Source organism: Okeania sp. SIO2C2 (assembly GCF_010692625.1).
Classification (GTDB): domain Bacteria; phylum Cyanobacteriota; class Cyanobacteriia; order Cyanobacteriales; family Microcoleaceae; genus Okeania; species Okeania hirsuta.
Map to the genome: position 1 here is coordinate 29,631 of NZ_JAAHGM010000007.1, position 22,215 is coordinate 51,845.

Annotated in this window: 23 protein-coding genes; 9 read left to right on the forward strand and 14 right to left on the reverse strand. The window is 34.9% G+C overall.

The features are described from left to right. Positions 1-67 precede the first annotated feature (67 nt). Entirely contained in the window at positions 68-895 is an 828-nt protein-coding gene (locus F6K18_RS06625) for a hypothetical protein (protein WP_287519651.1), read from the reverse strand. A gap of 271 nt (positions 896-1,166) precedes the next feature. On the opposite strand from F6K18_RS06625, the gene F6K18_RS06630 reads away from it, so the two are divergent. Continuing rightward, on the forward strand, positions 1,167-1,493 hold the full coding sequence (locus F6K18_RS06630) for a hypothetical protein (RefSeq protein WP_287519652.1): 327 nt from the start codon (positions 1,167-1,169) through the stop codon (positions 1,491-1,493). An 83-nt stretch (positions 1,494-1,576) separates the two neighbouring features. Here the strand turns inward: F6K18_RS06630 and F6K18_RS06635 are convergent, their stop codons facing one another. Further along, positions 1,577-1,702 (reverse strand): hypothetical protein, encoded by a 126-nt coding sequence (locus tag F6K18_RS06635; RefSeq protein WP_287519654.1) that lies wholly within the window; start codon positions 1,700-1,702, stop codon positions 1,577-1,579. On the opposite strand from F6K18_RS06635, the gene F6K18_RS06640 reads away from it, so the two are divergent. The 3 genes from F6K18_RS06640 to F6K18_RS06650 all read left to right on the forward strand — a co-directional run bounded on the left by F6K18_RS06640 (position 1,683) and on the right by F6K18_RS06650 (position 4,275). Continuing rightward, positions 1,683-2,579 (forward strand): NB-ARC domain-containing protein, encoded by an 897-nt coding sequence (locus F6K18_RS06640; RefSeq protein WP_287519939.1) that lies wholly within the window; start codon positions 1,683-1,685, stop codon positions 2,577-2,579. The genes F6K18_RS06635 and F6K18_RS06640 overlap by 20 nt on opposite strands. Before the next feature lie 201 nt (positions 2,580-2,780). Further along, on the forward strand, positions 2,781-3,572 hold the full coding sequence (gene panB, locus F6K18_RS06645) for a 3-methyl-2-oxobutanoate hydroxymethyltransferase (protein ID WP_287519656.1): 792 nt from the start codon (positions 2,781-2,783) through the stop codon (positions 3,570-3,572). Between the two features lie 70 nt (positions 3,573-3,642). Further along, positions 3,643-4,275 (forward strand): class I SAM-dependent methyltransferase, encoded by a 633-nt coding sequence (locus F6K18_RS06650; protein WP_287519657.1) that lies wholly within the window; start codon positions 3,643-3,645, stop codon positions 4,273-4,275. Between the two features lie 176 nt (positions 4,276-4,451). On the opposite strand, the gene F6K18_RS06655 is transcribed toward F6K18_RS06650, so the two are convergent. The 5 genes from F6K18_RS06655 to F6K18_RS06675 form a co-directional block, all read right to left on the reverse strand. Then, a complete protein-coding gene (locus tag F6K18_RS06655) occupies positions 4,452-4,625 on the reverse strand; it encodes a hypothetical protein (protein WP_287519659.1) in 174 nt (57 codons plus the stop codon). Between the two features lie 323 nt (positions 4,626-4,948). Beyond that, positions 4,949-5,155, reverse strand: a complete 207-nt coding sequence (locus tag F6K18_RS06660; protein WP_124143818.1) for a glycogen debranching protein — start codon at positions 5,153-5,155, stop codon at positions 4,949-4,951. 212 nt (positions 5,156-5,367) lie between these two features. Next, on the reverse strand, positions 5,368-5,604 hold the full coding sequence (locus F6K18_RS06665) for a hypothetical protein (protein ID WP_287519660.1): 237 nt from the start codon (positions 5,602-5,604) through the stop codon (positions 5,368-5,370). Next, the gene (locus F6K18_RS06670) at positions 5,601-6,098 is read right to left on the reverse strand and encodes a GNAT family N-acetyltransferase (RefSeq protein ID WP_124143817.1); all 498 of its coding nucleotides are present in this window, start codon (positions 6,096-6,098) and stop codon (positions 5,601-5,603) included. Before F6K18_RS06670 ends, F6K18_RS06665 begins: the two co-directional genes overlap by 4 nt. A 32-nt stretch (positions 6,099-6,130) precedes the next feature. Beyond that, positions 6,131-7,297: an RNA polymerase sigma factor, RpoD/SigA family gene (locus F6K18_RS06675; RefSeq protein WP_353735020.1), complete on the reverse strand. Its 1,167-nt coding sequence runs from the start codon at positions 7,295-7,297 to the stop codon at positions 6,131-6,133. A 969-nt stretch (positions 7,298-8,266) separates the two neighbouring features. Between F6K18_RS06675 and F6K18_RS06680 the strand changes: the two genes are divergently transcribed. The 4 genes from F6K18_RS06680 to F6K18_RS06695 all read left to right on the forward strand — a co-directional run bounded on the left by F6K18_RS06680 (position 8,267) and on the right by F6K18_RS06695 (position 10,915). Beyond that, positions 8,267-8,512 (forward strand): hypothetical protein, encoded by a 246-nt coding sequence (locus F6K18_RS06680; RefSeq protein WP_287519662.1) that lies wholly within the window; start codon positions 8,267-8,269, stop codon positions 8,510-8,512. A gap of 208 nt (positions 8,513-8,720) precedes the next feature. Continuing rightward, positions 8,721-8,924 (forward strand): hypothetical protein, encoded by a 204-nt coding sequence (locus tag F6K18_RS06685; RefSeq protein WP_287519663.1) that lies wholly within the window; start codon positions 8,721-8,723, stop codon positions 8,922-8,924. Between the two features lie 632 nt (positions 8,925-9,556). After that, the gene (locus F6K18_RS06690) at positions 9,557-10,324 is read left to right on the forward strand and encodes a pentapeptide repeat-containing protein (protein ID WP_287519664.1); all 768 of its coding nucleotides are present in this window, start codon (positions 9,557-9,559) and stop codon (positions 10,322-10,324) included. 468 nt (positions 10,325-10,792) lie between these two features. After that, positions 10,793-10,915: a hypothetical protein gene (locus F6K18_RS06695; protein WP_275670435.1), complete on the forward strand. Its 123-nt coding sequence runs from the start codon at positions 10,793-10,795 to the stop codon at positions 10,913-10,915. Positions 10,916-10,948: 33 nt separating this feature from the next. On the opposite strand, the gene F6K18_RS06700 is transcribed toward F6K18_RS06695, so the two are convergent. The 5 genes from F6K18_RS06700 to speB all read right to left on the reverse strand — a co-directional run bounded on the left by F6K18_RS06700 (position 10,949) and on the right by speB (position 15,728). After that, positions 10,949-12,064: a geranylgeranyl reductase family protein gene (locus F6K18_RS06700; protein WP_287519666.1), complete on the reverse strand. Its 1,116-nt coding sequence runs from the start codon at positions 12,062-12,064 to the stop codon at positions 10,949-10,951. 260 nt (positions 12,065-12,324) lie between these two features. Further along, positions 12,325-12,873 (reverse strand): ribosome recycling factor, encoded by a 549-nt coding sequence (frr, locus tag F6K18_RS06705; RefSeq protein ID WP_124143812.1) that lies wholly within the window; start codon positions 12,871-12,873, stop codon positions 12,325-12,327. After that, complete coding sequence (gene pyrH / locus F6K18_RS06710; RefSeq protein ID WP_287519668.1) at positions 12,870-13,592, reverse strand: UMP kinase; 723 nt, start codon at positions 13,590-13,592, stop codon at positions 12,870-12,872. The genes frr and pyrH overlap by 4 nt, the downstream gene beginning before the upstream one ends. A gap of 585 nt (positions 13,593-14,177) precedes the next feature. Next, a complete protein-coding gene (locus F6K18_RS06715) occupies positions 14,178-14,735 on the reverse strand; it encodes a thioredoxin family protein (RefSeq protein ID WP_375341299.1) in 558 nt (185 codons plus the stop codon). Between the two features lie 81 nt (positions 14,736-14,816). Further along, positions 14,817-15,728 (reverse strand): agmatinase, encoded by a 912-nt coding sequence (gene speB / locus F6K18_RS06720; protein ID WP_287519670.1) that lies wholly within the window; start codon positions 15,726-15,728, stop codon positions 14,817-14,819. Positions 15,729-17,001: 1,273 nt separating this feature from the next. Here speB and F6K18_RS06725 point away from each other — a divergent pair. After that, the gene (locus F6K18_RS06725; protein WP_287519671.1) at positions 17,002-17,877 is read left to right on the forward strand and encodes an alpha/beta fold hydrolase; all 876 of its coding nucleotides are present in this window, start codon (positions 17,002-17,004) and stop codon (positions 17,875-17,877) included. A gap of 314 nt (positions 17,878-18,191) precedes the next feature. On the opposite strand, the gene F6K18_RS06730 is transcribed toward F6K18_RS06725, so the two are convergent. Together F6K18_RS06730 and F6K18_RS06735 are read right to left on the reverse strand one after the other, a co-directional pair. After that, positions 18,192-20,213 (reverse strand): ABC transporter ATP-binding protein, encoded by a 2,022-nt coding sequence (locus tag F6K18_RS06730; protein WP_287519673.1) that lies wholly within the window; start codon positions 20,211-20,213, stop codon positions 18,192-18,194. A 58-nt stretch (positions 20,214-20,271) separates the two neighbouring features. Further along, positions 20,272-21,441, reverse strand: a complete 1,170-nt coding sequence (locus F6K18_RS06735) for a glycosyltransferase family 4 protein (protein WP_287276800.1) — start codon at positions 21,439-21,441, stop codon at positions 20,272-20,274. Positions 21,442-22,215: the final 774 nt, after the last annotated feature.

Here is a 22,215-nt window from a genome sequence, read left to right on the forward strand (position 1 = left end):
TATAAAATCCTTCGTTCAAAAAGTGTTTTGTTTTTTTCAAGTTCTGAAATTTACTATCTGTAAATTATCAGTTTTCTTCTGAATCTATGCGATTTAAGTTCCTTACTGACTGCACTTCTTTCCAAGCAGATTGCTTAATATGATTAGCTGCTAATTCTGCCAAATCGGAGTCATAAACTCCTTCTCTAGCTCCAGCATTTATGGCATCAAAAGCCTCTTTATAAATTTCTAGTGCAGTTATGACTCTAATAGCATCTAGGGAGAAAAAAACATCATATAATTCATTGTCAAAATTTAATTTTGCTTTACCCTGATAAATATTTTCTCCTTTGTTATATCCCCGCTGAGGTAAACGGGATAAAGTATTGCGTATTAAACTTTCTAATACTGCTTTACGCTTTTCTTTGGGTAAGTCAGATGGCAATCCTTTTACTGTTAATTGAACATCATCAGACACATTTATGACTTCTGGTTTATGAACGATTTGTTCATCTTTTGACATCTCAAATATAAGTATGTCGTTGTTCCCATCTAAATTTTCTAGAAGTTTTTTATCCAGTTCTCTAACTCCTAATTGACGACCGTATGAAGTGCCATCTGGACGACAAATAATCTGATTATTTTGATCTAGAAATACCTGCCCCAAGATTTGCCATTCAGAGTTTTTTATACGAATAATTGCTCCTTTTTTTACAGCATAATCCCCTGGAATATCGCTCTGGAAATAATTAATAGCCTCATCAAAGGTTATCATTTCTTTGAGTTTTGGTACTTTCAGAATGTCTGGCAACAATTTTTTGAACTGAGCTAATAGTCGTTTTGCTTCATCAGGAGTTATTTTCTGTTCTTCCTTAGAAGAGTCTTTAGAAAACAAATTAAACAATTTCCAAGTCATTGCATAATTTCCATTTTAATACTTTGAATCAACTACAAATCCTCAATATAGGATTCCGAAATTTTCTATTCCTTAATATTTTATTTCTACATCTTCTATTAAGTCACATATATCTCTATTTTGCCCACTTAAAAAAATGTGATTTAATGGTAAAAAGCAATTTTTTAAATAACTAATGTTAGTGTTAAAAAGTGTGATTTAATTATTCCAGTGAGAAAAAGTGTTATAAAGTTATACAATACAAAACTAAACTACCAGTCTACCTGTAGCTATGGACATTGAAACATTGGTCGAATTAACAGACAACCTGATATTTACCTACACTAAACAACATTTAACTTCTCTACAAAAGGAAGTCTTAAAAGGTACTTTAAATGGTAAAAAATACCCACAAATAGCTGATGATTGTCAACGTCATCCTGATCATATCAAACAGGTAGGTACAAAATTATGGAAACTTCTCTCAGATGTATTAGGAAAAAATATCAAAAAATCTAATGCTCGTTCCATATTAGAAAAATTCCACTTTTCACATATTTCAAATACAGGTGATGACTGGGTAAATATTAATAGTAATCATATAAATATCTGTGGATAAAACAGAAAATCTCCCATCCCTAAAAACAAATCTTCCCCCACTCCCACTGACCAAAATCAAAACGACACTAACCCAGAAAATAATTATGATTTATCTGAAGCTCCAGATTTATATTCTCTGTGCGATCGCCACACCGAACTTACTACCCTGAAACAATCGATACTACAAAACCACACCCGCATCATCACCATATTAGGATTAACTGGCATCGGCAAAAGCGTACTTGCCCTACAATTAATTCCACAAATAAAAGATAAATTTGACTATATAATCTGGCGCAATATTGATAACTACTCTACTTTAGAATCTATGCAAACAAGTATTATTAATTTTTTATCTCCACCTGATTCTTCTTCCCAAAAAACAGCAGATTTTTCTCCTGCCAAAACTACCAATAATCAATTAATAAATTACCTCCGTAAATATCGTTGCTTACTAATTTTTGATAACCTACAAGAAATTTTTGCCAGTGGAGAATTAGCAGGAACTTACCTGCCAGACCATGAAAATTATGGCAAACTTTTTAAACAAATAGCCACATCATCCCACCAAAGTTGTTTATTACTCCTGAGTCAGGAAGAGCCAAAAATAGAACTAGGAAATCATTACTGTCATACTTTAAAAATTCATGGCTTTTTGGAGGCGTGCAAAATGCTTTTACAAGAAAGAAATTTAACAGATGAAGATAGATGGTTAGAGTTGATTAATCTCTATGGCGGAAATCCTTTATGGTTAAATATAATTGCCGATGCTATTGAAGATTTATGTGATGCAAGTGTAGCTCAATTCCTATCTTGCTCAACCTTATATTTAGGAGATTTAGAACCAATATTAGAGAGAATTTTTCAGCGTTTATCAGAGTTGGAAAAACAAGTAATATTTTGGATAGCTAATCAAGAAACAACAGTTGATATTTCTATTACTCCCGCAGATTTTCCACACTCCCACTCAGATTTATGGAAAGGAATACAGTCATTAAAAAGACGTTGTTTAGTAGAAAAAATCATGGAAACAGAAGGTTCGTTTTTTACTATTCAACCTGTTGTTAAATCTTTTGGCAAAATGTTATTAGCATCGGAGCAATGAAGCAAGGCAGAAGGCAGAAGGCAGAAGGCAGAAGGAACAATTGTATGGGGTTTCTGACCCCAACCAATTGAAGTACAGATATTGAGGGAATTTTTCTAGGCATCTTGCCCTCTAGGGGCACCTCACGCCTGATCGAATTTGCTGCATGAATTGATTTAATATAAACTATGCTTTAATTATATAATTTCCAACTTAATTAAAATGACAGTTACCACAAAACAACTAATTCAATGGAAACAAAAAGGTCGTCCCATAGTAGCTTTAACAGCTTATGATTATGCGGTCGCTCAAATTTTAGACCAAGCAGGAGTAGATTTAATTTTGGTGGGAGATTCTCTGGCAATGGTAGCATTAGGCTATGATACAACTCTACCAGTTACTCTTGATGAAATGATTCATCATGCTAAAGCGGTACGACGAGGTGTTAAGCAAGCTTTGATAGTGGTAGATTTACCATTTTTAACTTATCAGGAAAGTATTCAACAAGCTATACATTCTGCAGGAAGAATACTCAAAGAAACGGGTGCTCAAGCTGTAAAATTAGAAGGTGGAAATGAAGCGATCGCTCAAACGATAAGTAAATTAACCTCAATAGGTATTCCGGTTATGGGTCATATTGGTCTAACTCCCCAATCTGTTCATCAATTTGGAGGTTATCGCAAACAAGGCAAAACCCCCGATGCTAGGGCGCGTATTTTAGCAGAAGCTGTCGCTGTGGAAGAAGCTGGTGCTTTTGCCATGATTTTAGAACATATTGGAGCAGATTTAGCCAAAGAGATTACCGAAAAAGTTTCTATTCCTACTATTGGTATTGGTGCAGGTGTCTATTGTGATGGTCAGGTATTAGTTATTAATGATGTTTTAGGAATTTCTGATTGGCAACCTCCTTTTGCTAAATCTTATGCTAACTTGCGAGAAAATATTACTCAAGCAGTTAAGGAATATAGTTTGGAAGTTAAGGAAAGAAAATTTCCTCAACCACCATCGTTATAAGTCAATACTTCTGATATAGTAAGACTGCATTAGTTTAAAAATTTCCTAGTTAGATATATATACAAGTGTCATGGAACAGGAAAAACACCAGAAATTCCTCAAACATCTAGAAAAAGCATTGTCTGAAAAACATTCTCATGGTTCGTGGGCACTAACTTATGAGGAAGAAGTAGCAGCAGTTAACTATCAAGCACCAGAGCTATTGACAGAAACAGCTTTAAAGCTTAAAGCTTCTGGTAATTATCTTGATGTTGGATGCGGTACAGGTTTAGTAGGCGAAGTCATTATCCGCCGTCAGAAAGAAAATTTATATATTGATGGCTGCGATATATCTCAAGAAATGTTGAAAGTTGCAGAGCAGAAAGGTATTTATAGAATGCTCACTTGCTGTAATATTTTTGAAATGCCTTATCCAGACTCTAGCTATGATATTGTGATTTCAGCAGGTGTGTTTGTTAGTAATGAAGATAATCGAAAATCAGGCTCTGCTAATTCTCAAGCTTTACCCACTATTATCAGAGTTTTGAAGCCTTCTGGTTATTGTGTATTTTCTGTAAGTGCTCGTGTATGGGAAAGTGATAGTAGAGATTATGAAAGAGTTATTTCTCAGCTACCAGCAAATCTGATTCAAAAGCTCGAACAGCCATATCACGATGCTATTCCTAAAATGTTTAATATTGTCCTGCAAAAGACAATATGTTAAATACCATATAAAGCGTTTTGTCTGTATTATACCTGAACTTCCCCTTTGACAAAAGGGCACAATGTATGTTGTACAAGAGATACGTTGGATTTTTCATCTACATTTACTGGGTACAATCTTGTAGGAATTCTGGCGTTGCTGAGTCTAGGGATGAATCTTTGCAGAAAAGGTAAATCTCATCTTTTACTTCCTATTTCTCTAAAACTATACTTCATCCCGCAAATATGCAACGCCTTCCATCCTAAACGTAAAAAATCTATAATGCGATCGCATGAAAAACATCTTGGTTGCTCAATTTTGTGAGATGTTTCCCAAGTAACAGCAACTTGATGGTATGCGTAGATTTCCATGTTTGATAATTTCCGAATTGAACTCTATAAATTTAAAGTTCATAGTTTTATCCTACTCAACCGGAAAATTAGGTCAAGAGTAGTTATGAATTTTCGGCAGCAAAAGAAAAGATAAAAATGTTTTCTGTGATAAATTTCTCCCTGTTCCCTATTCCCTGGCGCGTAGCTATTATACTAAGCGTGAAAAAAGAATGTTACAAATAGTTTTGCTCCTTATAGATGTGAAATAATTTCGGTTAAATTACTGTAGTGTCAAAGTTTTGAGTCCTAAAAATATTGCTTTTGACTTTTGAGTTTTGAGTTTTGACTTCTGTGAAAGGGTATTAGTTCAATTTTAAAGCACTCACAGGTACTTCATCCCAAGATTCAACGGTTCGCAGTATAGCTTTCCATCCTTGTTCCTTTTGAGTCTCAGTTAAATTATTTTGAAAAGACTCATGGCATTCTTGGGCCTGTTGTCGATCGCCACAAGCAATACAAGAGTAGATAATACCAGATGGATCTATCTGTTCATTTACCCAAATAGTCATGGTTAATAGCCTCATTAAAAGTTAACAAAATTATAAACTCATTACACAAAGAAAATTCTGAACTCTAGAGAATTCAGAATTTTCAGTTGGCACTAAATTTTTAATATTAAATGGGATTAAATTCAACCTGAATCTTATCTTTTCTTTTGCGGGTTTAATATCAAATCCGTTTTATTGGACATAAAAAAATTCTCCAATTGTCATAACTACGCTCATCTTTGTAATTCTCTCTCATCCTGACTCGGTCTTCCTGACTCGGTCCGACTGACTCCTCCTAACTTAACCATTCTATAACTGTTTAACGGGATTTGATATAATACCCCACCGTCAACAGGGGTGCTTAAAATTGTTTGGGGTTTGTAGACACGAAGTGGCTTGTCGAAGACTATCCATAAGTAATTTTCTCTTCTGCCTTCTGCCTTCTGCCTTCTGCCTTCTGCCTTCTTCAAAATTGCTGTCCAGATGCTAAACTCTTAAGAGAATTACCAGTAACACGGCATATACGCCATTCATCTAAAATTGACGCACCTATACGTTGATAAAATCCAATCGCTGGTTTATTCCAATCTAAAACACTCCACTCTAAACGTCCACAGTTTCGAGATACTGCTAACTGTGCTACATAACTGACCAGTTGTTTTCCAATACCCCGTCCTCGATACTCCGGTAAAACAAATAAATCCTCTATATAAATTCCCGGTTGAGTGAGAAAAGTTGAGTAGTTATGAAAGAAGAGAGAAAAACCTACAGGTTGGCCCGCAAATTCAGCAATAATCGCTTCAGCGTAGGGATGATCGCTAAATAAATGAGCTTTTAAGGAGGCAGCGCTACCTGTAACAGCATGGGATAATTTTTCATACTCAGCTAACGCCTTAATTAACTCAAATATTACAGGTACATCTGCTGGCCTAGCACTACGCAATTTTACTTCATTTAAAGACATAATTTAATCGCTATTACAGCTATTACATTTTATTAAAATCGATTTAACCATTCTTTCAAACGTTCAGCTACTTGAGGACGACGCAATTTCCGCATGGCCTTAGCTTGAATTTGCCTGACTCGCTCCCGGGAGAGATTAATCATGCGACTCACTTCATCTAAAGTATGAGGTTCTCCTGTGAGCAAACCATACCGGAGAGTGATGACATCTTGTTCGCGATCATTCAATACATGATTTAAGACTTCCAAGATATCCTGGCGCATCATCATGTCATTCATTTGCGCTTCGGGAGTGCTATTTTCATTATCTTCTAAGAAGTCTAGCAGTTCGCTATTTTCGTCAGTACCTAAACGATGATTTAGAGAAAGAGTTTTCCGGCGAATTTGCTGGAGGTTACGCAGTTGTTGGTGAGAAATTTCTAGTGCTTGAGTAATTTCGGTATCACTGGGGATACGATTTAGCTTCCGTCGTAAGTCGCGGTAAACTCGTTTAAGTTTGTTAATCTGTTCAACTACATGAACTGGTAAACGAATAGTACGTCCTTGATTAGCAATAGTGCGAGTTATTCCTTGACGAATCCACCAATAGGCATAGGTAGAAAATTTGTAACCTTTCTCTGGGTCAAATTTTTCTGTGGCACGGTTTAGTCCTAATGCTCCTTCTTGAATCAAGTCTAGAAAGGGTACTCCTCGGTTTAGATAGCGTTTGGCTATGGAAACTACTAGACGGAGGTTGGAGCTAATCATTCGGCGTTTGGCGGCACGACACTTATGTAAGCGATGAGATAGTTGTGCTTCTGTTAAACCTGCTGCTGCTGCTACTTCAGCTTTTGTAGGTATTCGCCCTAAGTCATTTGCTAGTTTTTCTGGCAGTTGTTCAAAGATAACTAATTCTTGGATCAGCCTTGCTAATTCTACTTCTTCTTTTTGGCTGAGAAGAGGATAGCGAGACATTTGCTTAAATAATGCTCCTACTGCATCATCTATGTCTTGTGAATTTTCTGATAATGGGAGAGTTACAGCCTGTATATTCATACTAGAGTCCTCCTGATATTGATCTTCTTCATGTAGTGATTCGGCAATCATCAAACTCATTTGTTGCATTTGAGTTGCCATTTCTGGTTTATTATCTGGTTTATTAGTGGGAGCTGGAAATTCGACTTTATGCTGACCTGAATTCTCTGTTAGTAGAATTTTCATGGTGTTTTTTCCTATTATATAGTTTTTTGACTGTAAATGGTTGATGAAGCGTAGAGGGAGTGTTGTTTTATACTGTTACTCCTTTATCATTACTTAACAATAAACTCAATATTAAAGTTTTTTGTAAAGTATAAATCTTACCATATTTCATGCTTTATGTCAATGAATAGCTAAGAGCGATCGCAAATCTCTATTTAGACCGGACTTCCTAAGATTTATAGCAGGGAACAGTGGGAAAAACATTTTCCTTGATTCGGATCCTAACCTACCTGTCTATTCCTATATCTACAAGAGTTTATATACCTAATAATTACTTAACATTAAGTTATCTGTTTCTGTACTGATAACAATATACATTTCAAAGCTTTAGTATTTAATTAGCTGTATTAATCAATACAAAGCAGCTAGTTTATTTCTAATCTTATTTAATAATAATTAAAATAACTCTAATTATAATAATTTGTAACAAGATTGACTGCTTCTTCAAATTATGTATGCTGTATTTATTCAATTAAATTAGAAGGCGATGCGATCGCAATTAGATTAAATAATTAAGTAGTCAAGTCAAATTTTTTTTTGTTTATTACTTAAGTATATTTTTTGTTCCGTCTTTTTGTACGCATTTCTTTCCTTGGAACCATCCCTGATTTGGAGTTGCAGCGCTGTTTTCTGATATCAAAAATCAAATGAGTAGAGAGCGATCGCGAATTTTACGCTATACTATAAGCAATATAATTAAATTTTAGCAATAAATCTCTGGACTTGTATTATCTAGTTTTATTGGTGTAGACAATTAGCTACAATAATATTTTTTTACTATAATAGGACTGACGCAAATTGATCTTTGAAGCAGCATCTGTAGGGATGCCATTCGGAGCTTTGCGGAGCGCAAATGGCATTCGCACTAGCTATCTCTAGAGTCCCTGTGTAAGTCCTGTATAAATGACTATTTAACTTGTTGGAGTAGTCGTGGAACAAAAAATTGAGAGCATTGGTACAGTTATTATTGGAGGTGTTAGTCGTACTGGTAAGTCTCGATTCGCTAATCTCGTTTTTCAGCAAACCCGATGTACTGTTGTGCATTTAGACTCATTTTTAAATGCTGTTCGCAATAACTATCCTGCTCCCATACTTACTCCTAGAGAGAAGGAGATATGTAAAGATTATTGTGATACGGTATTGGTGAAAGCTATTCTTAATATGGGTCAGGACTGACGCAAATTGATCTTTGAAGCAGCATCTGTAGGGGTGCCATTCGGAGCTTTGCGGAGCGCAAATGGTATTCGCACTAGCTATCTGTAGAGTCCCTGCGTAAGTCCTGATGGGTAAAGAATTTAACTATCTTCGCGTTTATGAGTCTTCATTCATCTCACATAAACTTATTATTCAACGTCTTTGGTATATCAAACCCATTACTTTATTTTTGGGATATCCAAATACCGATCCTGAACGCAAACTTCACGAAATTCACAAAGCAGCACTTGACGATTCTTGCTGTTGGTCTCATCAAATGGAAGATTTAGAATTACTAAGAACTGTGCAAAGTTTTATTTCATTGAGTCAAGTCATCGAAAGAGACTGTGTTCGATATGGTTTTCCATTCTTTGATAGAGTTGTCGCTAAATAAAGGGAAAAAATCACTCTAACCTAGACAGAGCAATAATTCCCAGCATTTTTGCCATCCAATAGCTACAATCCTTACAGAACAAGGTTTTTGGGGGATTTTTAAGTTATAAAGCGACAAGTCTGATGTTTCAGATAATTGCCATGAAACTGTGGAGCTAGCTCTTATTCATATATTGACTTGTATTACATCATCATAAAGCTAATCTCAATTTAGAATCAAGTGTGAAATAGTTTTAAATTAAAGTTTGGCTCCTCATACAATTTTATTTTGACTGGAAAACATAACTTCTTTCTTCAGTATTAATACCTTATTTTTTTAAGCTATAGTCTCTGTGTTATGGCAATTCTCATATTGGTGAGGTACGCGCATTCGTTTGTTTTAGGGAGTAGGGAGTAGGGAGTAGGGAGTAGTAATTCGAGAAACAGGGGATAGAAAAAAGAAAAACAACTGTATCTCACGCTTTTTGAGAAACGCTATATACATAATTTAGATGAAAACTCTTATAATGTCATTTTGTTATGGAGACTTCAGAATTATACTCTTGCTTTTCAGTTCCGTGAGGCGGTACTAGATGTACTAATTGAGTGCTAACATAGCAGCAAAATATAATCTTTAGTTTGGAAGATTTGAAGATGAGACTCAAAATCTTTTCTGCTATTTTAGTTTTAAGTACGGTTTGCCCTCTTGTTCCAGTGATTGCTGAAAATATCCAACATACACAAAAGTTATTATCTAGTAAACAATGTCCAAATTGTGAATTAAGTGGTGCTGGCCTGGTATTAGCAAATCTTCAAGGAGCTAATCTCAAAGGGGCTAACTTGAGTGGAGCTAATCTCAGTCGTGCTAATTTGACTGGGGCAGATTTAACTGGTGCTAACTTGGCTGGTACAAGTTTATTTGGTGCTAATTTAACTGGGGCAAATTTAACTGGGGCAAATTTGGCTGGCACCGATTTGAGAAGTGCTTATTTAACTGGTGCTAATTTAACTGATGTTGACCTCAAAAATACTTTTTTGTTGGGTGCTGTGGGAATGCCATCTAATGTTGGTGAAGCTGAAGATTTTTATCGGTTAGGAATTGCAGAAGCAAAGGCCGGACATTATAAAGATGCTGTTAGATATTATAATCAAGCTATTAATTTAAAGTCTGATTTAGCTGCTGCTTATTTTGCTAGAAGTATGGCTCTTGCAGACTTGGGAAATCTTGATGCTGCACTTGCAGATGCTGAAAAATCTCGCGAAATTTTTATTTCTAAAGGTAGTAAAGAGGGTGAAGAATTATCACAATATTTGGTTGAAGTTATTGACCTACGTTTGAATCCTCCTGAACCAAAAAAGCCTAATCAATTTGTACACGCTATTGGTTCTTTACTTCCTTCTTTATTAAGGTTGGCATTTTAGGTATTTATGTTTTTTTTGTTTGACAGAGTTATCTGATATTGATAAGTAAAAGTACAACCTTCTTGAATTTCATAAAGACGTTCCATAAGTATAGAAACTATAAGGAATTCAGCCTCTTAATATTTACTATATAGATCAGCTCTTAGTTCAGTTATTATTTATTAGTTTTTACTTACTTAATACTTAATACTTAACTTATCAAAACTTACAGAAATTTTCGTTTATATTAAACACAGTAGGGACGTTCGATAAAACGTCCCTTTAAAGGTTTTTGCTTTTACCCTAAGCTCAATCTTTATAAAAATTACTATCAGGTAAACAGTTACATCTTATTTGCTTATCTGCCTAAATAAAAGTCAAAAATCTCAGCCGTTAAATTCAGAATTTCCAGTTAAACAAAACAGTAAAGTTATGCCAGTAAAAGCATAACTTTAATCTGTGATTTTGATCAACAAAATTTATTGCTGTTTGAAGAAGGAGACAGGAGACAGGAGACAGGAGACAGGAGGAAAATTACATGGGGATTCGCTCCCCCAAGTAATTTTGAACACTCCAGTTGACGGTGGGGTATTAAACCCACAAAGAAAATGATAAATTGAGAAATTTAAGCATAACTTACTTTAATTAACCTCTTCCTGGTAAAAAACTGCCACTGAGTTTTTTAATGGCCTTGTTAGCAATATCTGCATAACGCAATTCTCCACAAAGAATTTTACTCATTACTTCGGTAGCTGCAGGTAATTTAACTCCCATTTTATAAGCTACTTTGGGAAACCTATAAAATGCTCCTGCTAGACGACCTGCCCAAACCATATCTGCACCCCATTCTTCATTTATTACCTGAGTGTATTGCTTGAGAGCATCTCCATCGCCTCCCAAAGCTTTATCTATAGCTTCAGCAGCTTTGACACCACTGAAAATTGAGGGGCGAATTCCTTCGGCAGATAAGGGGTCTAATATACTTGCTGCTTCTCCTGCTAATACTGCATTTTCTGTGTGGAGATTTTTATCTCCATCCCATAGAGAAATAGGATGTTCTAATAATTCATTTTGATTTGCACTTAAACCAATTTTTTGTGCATATTCCATCAAATCTTTGGATAAATTTTTGGGTTCCCCACCTCTAAAAGTAGCAATATTAATTGAGCAAGAATCTGCTTTCGGGAAACTCCAGATATTGCCGTTTTTAACTGAGCCAAATTCAAAGTTAACTTGTTGATTTTGGTCTTTTAATGCTGCTTCAAAAACCAAACTTTGCCGTTTTTTTGATTCTTTGAAACCCAACCATTTAGCCATTGGGCCTTTTGCTCCATCAGCCGCAATTAAATAACGACCTGTAACAGGTTCTCCGTTTGTTTTAACTTCCCAATGATCGCTTTTAAATTCAATACCTGTAACTTCTGTTTTATCTCTTAATTCTGCACCTTCTCCTTGAGCTTTTTGGATCAGGAAATGATCGAAAATATCCCGTTTAACCATCCACATTGCAGAAGGTAAATCTGCTTCTACGGGGTCTTCTAATTTCCATGTATAGCAAATTTTCTTGACCTTGAGAGAAATTGCTGGAGTGAAATCAAAGTCAAACCACTCAGCGATGGCTGGAGATACCCCACCACCACAAGCTTTTTTTCTAGGTAAAGATTCTTTTTCTATGACTAAAACAGAACGTCCTTTTTTAGCCAAATGATAAGCTGCTGTACCTCCTGCTGGGCCTGATCCTACGATTATACAATCAAACATTTCTTCTAACTTTAATATTGAGGTTTTTTATGATTTTTGGGGATGGGAAAATACTTATTGAGCAGGGGTAGTTTCTATAGAAAAGTTATTTACTTGCTTAAACCATCTATAAAACCTACCCCCTGCAAAAATCACAGAGTTCCCATCTTACCTATGATTTTCTAAGATACTTTATTTTACATATCTTGTCGATATATAGGTTTTTTAACTCTTGATTTTTTACTTTTTACTTTTGTTTATCTGTGATTTTCAAGATTTTTTTAAACCGTTGTAATATCCTTCTCTTTAGCAGCTAATAACTCATCTATTTTGGCTATGTATTTATCTGTCTTCTTTTGAATTTTGTCTTGTAAATCTCGTGATTCATCTTTAGAAATATCGCTATTTTTTTCTTGTTTACGAACTGAATCTACAGCATCACGACGAATATTACGGACAGAAACTTTCCCTTCTTCAGCAAGTTTAGCTGCTAACTTGACCATTTCCTGACGACGTTCACTTGTGAGTGGGGGAATATTTAGCCGTACAATAGATCCGTCATTGTTAGGAGTTAAACCAACGTCTGACATATTAATTGCTTTTTCAATTAAGCCCAGACTACTTTTATCAAAAGGTTGAATAGTAATGGTACTAGCATCTGGGATGCCAATATTTGCCATAGATTTGAGTGGAGTTGGAACTCCATAATATTCAACTATTACTCTGTCTAAAAGAGAAGCATTAGCTCTTCCAGTTCTAATCGTGTTGAAGGAACTTTGAGTAGCTTCAACTGCTTTTTTCATTTTCTTTTCAGCTTCTTCTATATTCATTCATCAAAACCTCTGACAATAGTTCCAATTTTTTCTCCCATAATGGCCTTACGGATATTACCCGTAACCGAAAGATTAAATACAATAATCGGGATATTATTTTCTTTGCAAAGAGCGATCGCTGTACTGTCCATTACCCGTAAGTCTTGTCTTAATACTTCCCCATAAGTTAGGGACTCGTATCGTTTGGCCTGTGGATTCTTTTCTGGATCGGAATCATAGACCCCATCGACTTTAGTGGCTTTATAAATTACTTCTGCGTCAATTTCTGCTGCTCTGAGAGCTGCAGTAGTATCAGTGGTAAAAAATGGATTACCAGAACCTGCGCCAAAAACTACCACTCGGCCTTTTTCCAGATGGCGAATGGCTCGACGACGAATGTAAGGTTCGGCTACTTCTTGCATAGCGATCGCCGTTTGGACTCTTGTCGGCACTCCTGCTTGTTCGAGGGCATCTTGTAAGGTAATAGCATTCATCACAGTGGCAATCATGCCCACATAATCTGCTGTTGCTCGGTCCATTCCTTTCGAGGCTGCTTTTACACCTCTAAAAATATTACCGCCCCCAACAACAATTGCCATTTGAATTCCTGTGGCCACTACTTCGGCCACTTCTTGAGCAATTCCTTGGACTACTGCCGGATCTATGCCATAGCCAAGACTTCCCATCAAGGATTCGCCACTCAATTTCAGCAAAACCCGTCGATCGACTGTCCCCATACTTTGAGTCTTTTCTCAACTAAAGTTGCTTCCACAATACGATACCAGTTGTTCTGCTTTTTTCCACTATTTTATTCTTGATACTAAATTAATATTGAAGTTGCATAGAATCATAGACTTCTCCAGAAAATAGGGAGTAGGGAGAAATAATTGATGATTTATGTGTGATAATTGATTGGATTTTTGATTATTAGATATGTCTAATATTTTCATCAAAGTTGACTTGAGATTGAGACAGATAAGTTAATAAATTTCATAATTATTGGCAGACTCACATAAAATTCCTATGGGAGTTAAACTATCAAAAGTTAGAAATTACCGAATAATTAATAATTAATAATTATTAATTAAATAATTCAGCTTACTCTGCCTCCCCTTTCAAGGGGAAAAAAGCGGTCGTTAGCGCAGCTTCCCGAAGGGTGAGATGGCTCGGTCTCCTCGCCATATCTAATCGACCAAGAGAAGAAATAATATTTCCTTACATTCAATTCCGTAACGGTTTTAACCAGAGGTAATTATCCATTATCCATTATCCATTATCCATTATCCATTATCCATTATCCATTATCCATTATCCATTATCCATTATCCATTATCCATTAATGAATCGCGCCATTTAATTGAGCAACCAACGACTTCTGTATGAGATGGGGTTACTTCTTCAAGATGAAGAAGTTGGGTAATTGCCTGATGTAGATAAGCAACTTTTACTGCTTCTGGCTGATTAACATTATCGTCTATTCGGCCACGATATCGTAACTTACCTTCCCGATCCAATAAAAAAGCCTCGGGTGTTTTGTCAACCCCAAAGCTTTCTGCTACGTCTTGAGTTACATCCCGAATATAGGGAAAATTTAGTTGATTATTAGCTGCAAATTCTTTCATTTTTTCAAAACTATCTTTGGGAGAAATCGTCGCATCATTAGCATTCATTCCAATTATGATTACTCCTTGGTTTTGAAAATATTTTTGCAGTTGCTTAATGCGTTCAATATATAAATCTACTTCTGGGCATTGATTGCTCAAAAATATCACACAAACTACTTTAAAATTTTCTAAATATCTTGCTAAATGATGAACCTCACCATCTACTCCTGGCAATTCAAAATCTGGAGCATAATTATCAATTTCTGTTCCTGTCATTTCAGTCAAACTCATCTCTCTAATTACCTTTCAAAAATTGCCTTACTTAGAACAAATATTTTTCTATCATATCCTATATTTTTACCAGCCTTGAGCTAATGCCTGATATCCAATAAGTTTATAGACTAATTTAGCTGCTGTAAACTCAGATACTACAGAATCAACTATTGGAGCTAACTCCATAATGTCACAACCTATTACTTCGTGTAATTCAAATAATTTCCGCAAAAATGCAGTTAAAGAATACCAATTTAGTCCACCAGGTTCTGGGGTACCAACTCCAGGAATTAATGTTGGGTCAATTCCATCTAAATCTATTGTTAAAAAAACTTGTTGAGTCCGAATACTAGCGATCGCTCTCTCTATCCAATCTGGCTGAATAACTATTTCCCTTGCACGAAAAACTGTGAGATTTTTCTCCTTGATTAAATCTGCTTCTTCTTTGCAAATCGCCCGAATACCGATTTGTATTGTTGGCAATCCCATTTCAATTATCCGTCGCATTACACAGGCGTGGTTATATATTGAACCTTCATATTCATAACGTAAATCGCCATGAGCATCTATTTGAATTACTGTAAATTTTTCATCCAAATATATTTTTTTATAAGCTTTAACAATCCCATTTGTAATGCTATGCTCTCCACCGATAGCAATGACAAATTTTCCATCAGTCACTAATTTTTCTACTGTTTCTTGAGTGACTTTTAGCATATCTAATGGTAATATTTTTTTTCCATTACCAGTATCTGCTATAGATTCATGGGTATAGATACCAACTTCTAAACCAGTTTCTCGGTCTAATTCTTCGTCATAACATTCTAACTGTTGAGACGCATCTAATATTGCTGATGGACCGTTAACACAACCCCTTCTATAAGTGGTAGTTGCTTCATAAGGAATTGGTAAAATTGCTACTTTGGCGGTGGTATAGTCTGGTTCAATTTCCGAACCGATAAATGGTAGAGTTGATGTAGGGTAAATTGCTGACATTTTTAATATTTTAGTATTCTAGAGTTAAATAATTTAACATTTAGCAAAATTTTGATGGTTATAGTTATTGTAAGTTTTAAGTGTAGAATATTATAACGTTTTTGATATGTAAGCATTTAGCACCTCAGCTATTAATTTTGAAGAAGATAAAAACAACCTTTGAAATTGAGAAAGAATAAAAGTTGCTGGCATGCATCCCGTGACTAAACCTTAGAAGTAATTACTCATTACTAATTCCTGAGAGCTGACTGCTAATAGCTGTTAGCTCCGCATTCCGCAGGAAATGCTTACTTTCATATTAATGATGAATAGCAATTATACTTGACAACAAAGTATAAATATAAAAATCACAACGCTAATATAAAAATTTATTTTAGATAAAAGCTCTAAAACTATTCCTACTATTTATTAATGCTGTAGATATTTTCTACAAAACTAATTATTGCTACAGCAATTCCCAAGAAGCGTGAGATACAAAATTTGTTTGTTTTAGAGAGTAGGGAGTATTCAATAATTGATAATTGATAATTGATAATTACCTCTCCCTAAAAGGAAAAGGATTGAATAAAAGGAAAATTTTTTCTTGTTTCTCCTTTCATTAATGTATAATCGATAATCAATAATCGATAATGAATAATGGATAATTACCTCTCCCTAAAAGGAAGAGGATTGACCAATAAGGAAAAAATTTATCAAAATAATATGGGTCGCGCAACCCCGCCTTTTAAGGCGCAATATTTTTGGAGCGTTGCTCTAATCCCCTACTTCCCCTCCTGGGAGGGGGAGGGGCGAGGGGTGGCTTGACTTCTGACTTCTGACTTCTGACTTCTGACTTCTGACTTCTGACTTCTGACTTCTGACTTCTGACTTCTGACTTCGTGATTTTTTTCCCCTTGGAAGGGGAGGCAGAGTAAGCTGAATTGTTTAATTATTTAATTATTTAATTATTAATTATTCGGTAATAGAAAATCAGAAAAACAACTGTACCTCAGTAACTTGAGAAACGCTATATATATCAACAAATAATGAATCTAATTTAGAAGATAATTATTGAGATAAATTACTCATTTTTTTTAGGCCAGGACTTACGCAAAGGTACTATATATAGTATATAAAAACTATAGCACTATGGTATATATAGCGTTTTTGTCCGAAAAATGTCTAAGTCCTGAAGGTTGAAGATGAAAATTATTAGATCGCAAACTACAGAAAATTCCTCAAGGTAAATTCAGGTAAAATAATCAAACTAACGATCGATACATCTTAAAATCTGATGACTACCGCTAAAACTTGGATATGGCGAGGTTGGCCTATCTGCTACCAAAGCCAAGGAGAAAAAGGCCCGTCTGTATTACTCGTACATGGTTTTGGTGCTTCCTGGGGACACTGGCGCAAAAATATTCCTGTACTAGCTACCAGTTGTCGCTGTTATGCTATTGACTTACTTGGTTTTGGTGCTTCAGCTAAACCAACCCCAAGCAAAGATGTTACCTATACATTTGAAACCTGGGGTCAACAAATTGCTGATTTCTGTAGAGAGATAGTTGGCACCCCTGCTTTTCTTGTCGGAAATTCTGTTGGTTGTATTGCCATGATGCAGGCCGCAGTGGATTATCCAGATATTGCTTTGGGTATAGGAATTATCAATTGTTCTTTGCGACTTTTGCACGAACGGAAACGGTCTACTCTTCCTTGGTATCGCAGTCAAGGGGCATCAATAGTACAAAAAGTGCTCAAAGTCAAGTGGATAAGTCAAATATTTTTTAATCAGTTAGCAACAAAGAAAACAGTCAGGCGAGTATTGTTGCAAGCTTATAAACGTTCTGAAGCTGTTACTGATGAATTAATAGATATACTCTTAACACCAGCAAAAGATGAGGGAGCAGTTGATGTTTTTGTGGCTTTTACTGGTTATTCTCAAGGACCTTTACCTGAAGATTTATTGCCAATATTACCATGTCCAGCTCTCATTTTATGGGGAGAGGAAGACCCCTGGGAGAATATTGAATTGGCAAAAGAATTTGCTAAGTTTGAAACAGTAGAAAAGTTTATTCCTTTACCTGGGGTTGGTCATTGTCCTCAAGATGAAGCACCGGAATTAGTCAATCCTATTTTGCAAGAATGGATATTTGAAAAATGGGAGCGATAGAACTCCAGTTAGCGTTTTAGTATGACAAACTTTGTTCTATAGCGTTTTTATCTGGGATGTGGAGACTAAGTGTTATCAAAAAGGTATGGAGAGAATAGTAAAGGAGAGAAAACAGCAATAAATACTAGCAAACACAAGGATAGAAGCTACTCCATCAGTGCACTTTTTTTGATAATAAAAAACCTCAATCTAGATTTACATCTCAAATAAAAACATTATATAAAATCAGCTAATTATCTAAATATATCAAAATTTTTGATTAATTATTCATAATAATAATAATAATAATAACTGAGCCGATAAAATTTTGAGCGTTAACCTTTGTTCCCATTTACCATTTGATTTTCAAATATTTCTAAGGTTCTTAAAAGATAAATTGCGGACTGAAAAGCTTCCTCAGTAATTTCTGTTTGTTCTTCGGGTGTATCAATTATTTCATCAACTAATAGTCTTAAAGAACCAATAATTTGATTGAGAAAACCACGAGCTTCATAAGAAGCTTTAGTCAAAAGTTGCTGGTCAATATAATTATCTGCCTTAGATTGGTCGCCAAACTGTATAGAATAGAGACGGCGATAGTAACCATCTTCTTTTTGTAGAAGTTCTAAATGAGTGCCAATTTCCACTAATTCTCCACGCTCTAAAACAGCTATCTTGTCTGCATTTTGAATTGTTGAGAGACGGTGGGCAATAACTAAAACTGTTCGGTCTCGACTTAATTGATCGATGGCCTCCTGCACTAAACGCTCAGAAACAGTATCAAGGGCACTGGTGGCCTCGTCTAAGATTAATATTTCTGGATCTTGCAATAATGCTCTAGCAATAGCCAAGCGTTGACGTTGACCCCCAGAAAGCATAACACCCCGATCGCCTATTTCGGTATCCCATTGCTTCGGCAATTCCATAATAAAATCATAAGCATTAGCTTGTTTGGCAGCTTGAATAATTTCATCTTCTGTGGCATCAGGACAAGCATAAAAAATATTATTTCTGACTGTGTCGTTGAATAAATGAGTCGTTTGACTAACAATACCAGTTCTTTTTCTGAGACTGGTAATATCGAACTCACGCAAGTCAATGCCATCTATAGTAATGGAACCAGAGGTAGGGTCATAAAATCTTGGTAGTAGGTCAGCAAATGTTGACTTACCTGCTCCTGAACCTCCCACTAATGCTAAAGTTTTACCTTGAGGTACAGATACATCAACATTTTTGAGAACTAGATTACTATTACCTGGATAAGAGAAAGAAATTTTATTAAAATGAATTTTCCTCCTAACTTTTTGAAAGGGTATGGAACCAGGTTTCATTATTGGTTTATTATCTCTTCTCCATAAGTCTACAGCCATATCAAAACTAGCAGACCCTTTGGCAATTTGATTACGGGTACTATTAATTCCTGATATCATTGGTAGTAACCGAAATAGAACTAAAAGATAGGTAAGTAAGATAGCAGAAACATTTTCCATTGTACCGGCAAATAAATTTTTACCTAATAATAAAATACAGATTACTGTAATTATGCTTGTCACTTCATTAACTGGTGCGATTAACGCTGAATTCATTTTTTCTTTCAGCGCTATATTTTCCAAGGACAGCATTAATTTTCTTAACTGTTTATATTCTCTATTTTCGCTACTTACTGATTTAATTAACCGGATACCACTGAGAGCTTCAATTACTTTGATTGCATAAGTTTTTTGTGCCCGGTTCAACAAAGACCCAAATTTTTTTGAACGAAGGATAAATAATTGATTAATACCTGCTATTAAGGTTACCAATAGAGTAGAAATCAAAGTAAGTTGCCAAGAGATAGAAATTAGTATGCTTACAAATAATAAAACAGTTATTAATTGAGTTATTAAATTAATATAAGCATTAACTGTTGCAGTACACTGAGCTGTATCTGAGCCTAAACGTTTTGTTAAATCTCCTACTTTTACTTTTGTGAAGAAGTCTAAGTCGCTGTCCATTAATGTTTGGAACATTTCCGATTTAATACTATTTGTGAGCCTACGACTAAAGGCTACTGATAACAAACTCTTTAAATATATGGTTAAATTTTTCAGAATAATAGTTAATATCACTGCTAAAAGCATCACCACAAGGCGATAATTATTATCTGAAATTCCATCAAAAGGAGATAATAAAAAATTAATTATAGGTGGAGAACCCTTCAGTTCAATTTTTTGCCCAGAAATTTGCAGTAGTATAGGTACTATTAGGGCTGTATTAACTCCATTAAATAATCCTCCGGCAAAGCCTAATATAATATTTCCTATTATGTGGAAAGGATAACGCCGAATAAATCTTAAAATAAATTCTTTTGTAGACATTTATATTTTCCTTGTATCTTACAATATCTCAATTTTTACTACTCTTAATACCTGCTCACTAAATTTTGATTAACTCTGATAAAATTGCTGCCATAGCATCAATACTATAATATTTAATACATCTTTTTCTAGCTTTCATGCCTTTGGTATTTGCTGTAGCTAAGTCGTTAAATATTAATTCAATTTGTGCTGCAATTTGTTCGGGAGAACTAGGATCGACTAAATAGCCAGTATTGCCTACAATTTCTGGAATATCCCCTACTTTTGTGGCGATAATTGGTTTGGCCATTGCCATTCCATCAGTTAGTTTTAATGGAAATTGTGCTTGAGCTTCTGGAGTATCTCTCTGGGGGACTACTATTATATGGGCAGCGGCTACAATTTCTGGCATAACTGTAGGTGGATATTTTGGCATTTTAATTATCCAATGTCCCCATCTTTCCATGAGTTGACGGTCATAATCATCATAAGGACTACCTCCGACGATGACCAACCTTAAATCTGGCTGATTGATATTCTCTAGGGCGATTAAAACATCTTCTACGCCTTTATATGGTCGTGGTGCCCCTGGAAACATTAAAATTTTATAATCGCTCAAGCCATAACGAGTTCTACTTACCTCTGGATCGTACTTGGTTGGGTCGAATAAAGTGGTATCTTTTCCATTTGGTAAATAAGTCCCACCAAAACGTTTTTTGAGAAATTGATTGTGTAGAGTTACCCTGTCTGCTTTGGAGACAAAACTTTCTATCCATTTTAAATAAAAGGGATGGTCTGGTTGTCGCAATGCTCCTTCTGGTTTCAAGATATCTCTAGCTAATTGTTTAAGACTGGGATGATATTTCCAACTATCTCCTCCATGCCAGCTTAACTCCCAATCGTCAATATCTAAAAATACTGGGCGATGGATTTGCATTTTTCTGATTAGAGATAAACCTAGGCTGGTAGGTTTTAATTTGTAGGCGTAAATTATGTCTCCTGTTATTTTATCTAGAAGTTGTTTGGCTGATAATAAAAATTTGGGATAGTAATTGTGGCTATCTATGGCGATAATAGTATTTTCCTGATTAGTTGTTAGTTGTTGTTTTTCTCCACTAACAAAGCCCACAATTTCTACATCTACTTGTAGTTTTTTTAGTGCTTGAGATAATAAGAAAGGACGTACTGCGCCTCCCCATCTTCCCACACCACTGGTTGATAAGTCACTAACAACTAATGATATTTTCACTGATGATTAATTTCCTGAGTTTACTACTTCTATTATAATTTTATTTATTGGATCTAAGGATGATTTTATTAATTTGGTAATTAGTTATTGAGAAATTTTATTCTATATTCCTATGTAGATATTTTATTTGTGCGATATTTTTGAATAAAAATAGTAGAGATTAGTGTAATGGATAAATTTAAAAAGTATTGATACAACTTAAGACCTATGAAGATAGTCATAAATTATTTTTTTTATTTATGGATAGCAAGATAGCAAGTTTTTCTAGTTTATTGATATAATAATAAATTTGACTAAACTTGTAGTTCATCATCAAAAAGATTGTTTCATCAAATATTTTTACTTAAATAATATAATATAAATTATCTAAATAGGTTTTGAAAAAGTTTTAATCATCTAAATACTAACGGTTAATTCTCTTTATATGTAGCTTATATTCATATTCTATCTTAGGATGGCTATAGTTGATTAATAGTGATAATAACTCATGTTAAAGCTTCCTGTCAATTATTACATGAAAGTTCAGAAGTCAATATTAACCCTGAACTCTTGAGATAGCTAATTATTTCAAGGGTTAGAGAGTAGGAAGTATAAAATAGGCTGGTTACTATAGTATTTTTCATATTCTCAGTTAACTATTATAAATTTTGTACTTTAGACAATATCATAGATGTAATATTAGGCTGTCATTGATTAACTTTATTTAGTTGAGTTATTGAAAATTGTATAATTTTTATAAAACTCCTGTTATCCAACCAATATTACAGATATTAT

Bases quoted from the DNA above. Each gene is read 5' to 3' on its own strand.
- F6K18_RS06625 (WP_287519651.1), bottom strand. From the start codon at position 895: ATGACTTGGAAATTGTTTAATTTGTTTTCTAAAGACTCTTCTAAGGAA.
- F6K18_RS06630 (WP_287519652.1), top strand. From the start codon at position 1,167: ATGGACATTGAAACATTGGTCGAATTAACAGACAACCTGATATTTACC.
- F6K18_RS06635 (WP_287519654.1), bottom strand. From the start codon at position 1,702: ATGCCAGTTAATCCTAATATGGTGATGATGCGGGTGTGGTTTTGTAGT.
- panB (WP_287519656.1), top strand. From the start codon at position 2,781: ATGACAGTTACCACAAAACAACTAATTCAATGGAAACAAAAAGGTCGT.
- F6K18_RS06650 (WP_287519657.1), top strand. From the start codon at position 3,643: ATGGAACAGGAAAAACACCAGAAATTCCTCAAACATCTAGAAAAAGCA.
- F6K18_RS06655 (WP_287519659.1), bottom strand. From the start codon at position 4,625: ATGGAAATCTACGCATACCATCAAGTTGCTGTTACTTGGGAAACATCT.
- F6K18_RS06660 (WP_124143818.1), bottom strand. From the start codon at position 5,155: ATGACTATTTGGGTAAATGAACAGATAGATCCATCTGGTATTATCTAC.
- F6K18_RS06670 (WP_124143817.1), bottom strand. From the start codon at position 6,098: ATGTCTTTAAATGAAGTAAAATTGCGTAGTGCTAGGCCAGCAGATGTA.
- F6K18_RS06675 (WP_353735020.1), bottom strand. From the start codon at position 7,297: ATGAAAATTCTACTAACAGAGAATTCAGGTCAGCATAAAGTCGAATTT.
- F6K18_RS06690 (WP_287519664.1), top strand. From the start codon at position 9,557: ATGAGACTCAAAATCTTTTCTGCTATTTTAGTTTTAAGTACGGTTTGC.
- F6K18_RS06700 (WP_287519666.1), bottom strand. From the start codon at position 12,064: ATGTTTGATTGTATAATCGTAGGATCAGGCCCAGCAGGAGGTACAGCA.
- frr (WP_124143812.1), bottom strand. From the start codon at position 12,873: ATGAATATAGAAGAAGCTGAAAAGAAAATGAAAAAAGCAGTTGAAGCT.
- pyrH (WP_287519668.1), bottom strand. From the start codon at position 13,592: ATGGGGACAGTCGATCGACGGGTTTTGCTGAAATTGAGTGGCGAATCC.
- F6K18_RS06715 (WP_375341299.1), bottom strand. From the start codon at position 14,735: ATGACAGGAACAGAAATTGATAATTATGCTCCAGATTTTGAATTGCCA.
- speB (WP_287519670.1), bottom strand. From the start codon at position 15,728: ATGTCAGCAATTTACCCTACATCAACTCTACCATTTATCGGTTCGGAA.
- F6K18_RS06725 (WP_287519671.1), top strand. From the start codon at position 17,002: ATGACTACCGCTAAAACTTGGATATGGCGAGGTTGGCCTATCTGCTAC.
- F6K18_RS06730 (WP_287519673.1), bottom strand. From the start codon at position 20,213: ATGTCTACAAAAGAATTTATTTTAAGATTTATTCGGCGTTATCCTTTC.